The organism is Arsenophonus sp. ENCA (assembly GCF_002287155.1).
In the GTDB taxonomy this organism is placed as follows: Bacteria; Pseudomonadota; Gammaproteobacteria; order Enterobacterales; family Enterobacteriaceae; genus Arsenophonus; species Arsenophonus nilaparvatae.
In genome coordinates this window covers 1-2,097 of the sequence record NZ_NHNG01000476.1, presented here as the reverse complement: position 1 = coordinate 2,097, position 2,097 = coordinate 1, and the positions used below count along the sequence as shown (strand labels likewise).

General features: G+C 37.8%; 1 protein-coding gene and 2 pseudogenes. 2 read left to right on the top strand and 1 reads right to left on the bottom strand.

All coding sequences use genetic code 11. The annotated features are described in order from the left end of the window. Positions 1-127: 127 nt before the first annotated feature. Together CBG25_RS12300 and nfo are read left to right on the top strand one after the other, a co-directional pair. Positions 128-859: pseudogene (locus tag CBG25_RS12300) on the top strand (YeiH family putative sulfate export transporter); the annotation flags it as partial. Positions 860-994: 135 nt separating this feature from the next. Next, entirely contained in the window at positions 995-1,834 is an 840-nt protein-coding gene (nfo, locus tag CBG25_RS12295; protein WP_290606947.1) for a deoxyribonuclease IV, read from the top strand. Positions 1,835-1,885: 51 nt separating this feature from the next. Here the strand turns inward: nfo and CBG25_RS12290 are convergent. Then, positions 1,886-2,097 (bottom strand): annotated as a pseudogene (locus tag CBG25_RS12290) (hypothetical protein); the annotation flags it as partial.

Here is a 2,097-nt window from a genome sequence, read left to right as displayed (position 1 = left end):
ACATAAACGTCGTATATCTGAAAAAATAACCCTTTATCAACAAAATTGGGACGTAATCAAAAATGCTATTGCTGAGCACATCCGTGTTTTATTAGCGTACCCAAATTAGTTTTGTGCGAAACTCGTGCAAATTATGGATGTAGGCACGATTGGTATTATGACCGATTTAATTATGCTAACTTCTAAATTCTTAATTGCGCTGTTACTAGGCAAATATTTTTTCAAGTTGGATAGTCAAACCACCATTTTGATTGGAGCCGGTAGTAGCATTTGCGGCGCAGCTGCGATTTTAGCAACCGTCGTTATTTTTGGTACCTTGGCTATTTTTCTCTATCCGTGGTTTTATCATCTAAATCAAATACATCACTGGTTTTCACTTGATCCGGCTCAGTTTGGTATTTTTGTTGGCTCGAGCGTTCATGAAGTTGCTCAAGTAGTTGCTGTTGGCCATGCGATCAGCCCTGAGGCAGAAAACAGTGCAGTGATCAGTAAAATGATCCGCGTTATGATATTAGCACCATTTTTATTGATATTATCAGGTTATCTAAATCGCAAAATGGTAACTAGCAATTTATCGCAATCAAAGCCCACTATTGTGATCCCTTGGTTTGCAATAATTTTTATTATCATTGCATACATAAACTCTTTTCATTTATTGCCACAAATTTTAGTTCAATCCATTATTACCCTTGATACTATTCTATTATCTATGGCGATGGCTGCACTTGGATTAACTACACATATAAGTGCAATTCGACAAGCCGGGATCAAACCACTGGTGATGGCTTTGTGTCTTTTTGGCTGGCTAACTATCGGTGGGTTATTTATAAATTCATCGATGCAATCTATTTTTCATTAACATCCGATAAAATTTTGTTTTTTATCTCCCCTGTCGTTAACAAACTGACATTATTAATGCCTAAATGACTTAAGCCTATGCATTTCATTTTTTAAGCCAATAGTGTCATAATTAAAATAAAATTAGGAGAAAAAAATGAAATTTGTTGGAGCCCACGTCAGCGCTGCTGGCGGTGTTGATCAAGCCGTACTCCGTGCCCACGAAATCAATGCCACAGCCTTTGCTCTTTTCACAAAAAATCAGCGTCAATGGCAAGCTCCACCACTAAAACCGGAAACAGTTGAACAATTCAAACTAAATTGTGAAAAATATGGTTTTGATCAACAGCAAATTCTGCCACACGACAGCTACCTTATTAATTTAGGCCATCCTGAAACAGAAGCACTGAAAAAATCACGCGCCGCTTTTTTGGATGAAATGCAACGCTGTGAGCAATTAGGTATTACTTTGCTCAATTTTCACCCAGGTAGTCATCTGAATAAAATTAGCGTTGATGTATGCCTCGCCCGTATTGCTGAGTCAATCAATATTACTTTAGCGCAAACTAAAAATGTTATTGCTGTGATTGAAAATACTGCCGGTCAAGGCTCTAATTTAGGATTTAAATTTGAGCATCTGGCAGCGATAATTGAAGATATTGAAGATAAACAGCGAGTTGGTGTTTGTTTGGATACTTGTCATGCTTTTGCAGCAGGTTACGACTTACGAACAAAAGAAGCTTGCGATAATACTTTTGCCCAATTTAATAAAATTGTCGGTTTTCAATACCTACGAGCAATGCATTTAAATGATGCCAAAAGCCAATTTGCCAGCCACGTTGATCGCCACCAAAGCCTAGGAGAAGGTAATATCGGTTACACAGCTTTCAGCTATATTATGAAAGATAACCGCTTCGATAATATACCTTTGATCCTAGAAAACATCAATCCTGGGCTCTGGCCTCAAGAAATCGCCTGGTTAAAGTCGCAACAATAACCAATCTTCAGCAAATTTATCGTTCTTACAATACACGAGTTTCGCACAAAACTAATTTGGGTACGCTAATAAAACACGGATGTGCTCAGCAATAGCATTTTTGATTACGTCCCAATTTTGTTGATAAAGGGTTATTTTTTCAGATATACGACGTTTATGTTGTTCAAACCACGCAGAAATAGCGAGAAAAATATGATTTCTTTGCGCTCGGCTCGTGCGAGCCTGACAGCGTTCAATACCACAATTTTGTTTAACTTCTCGAT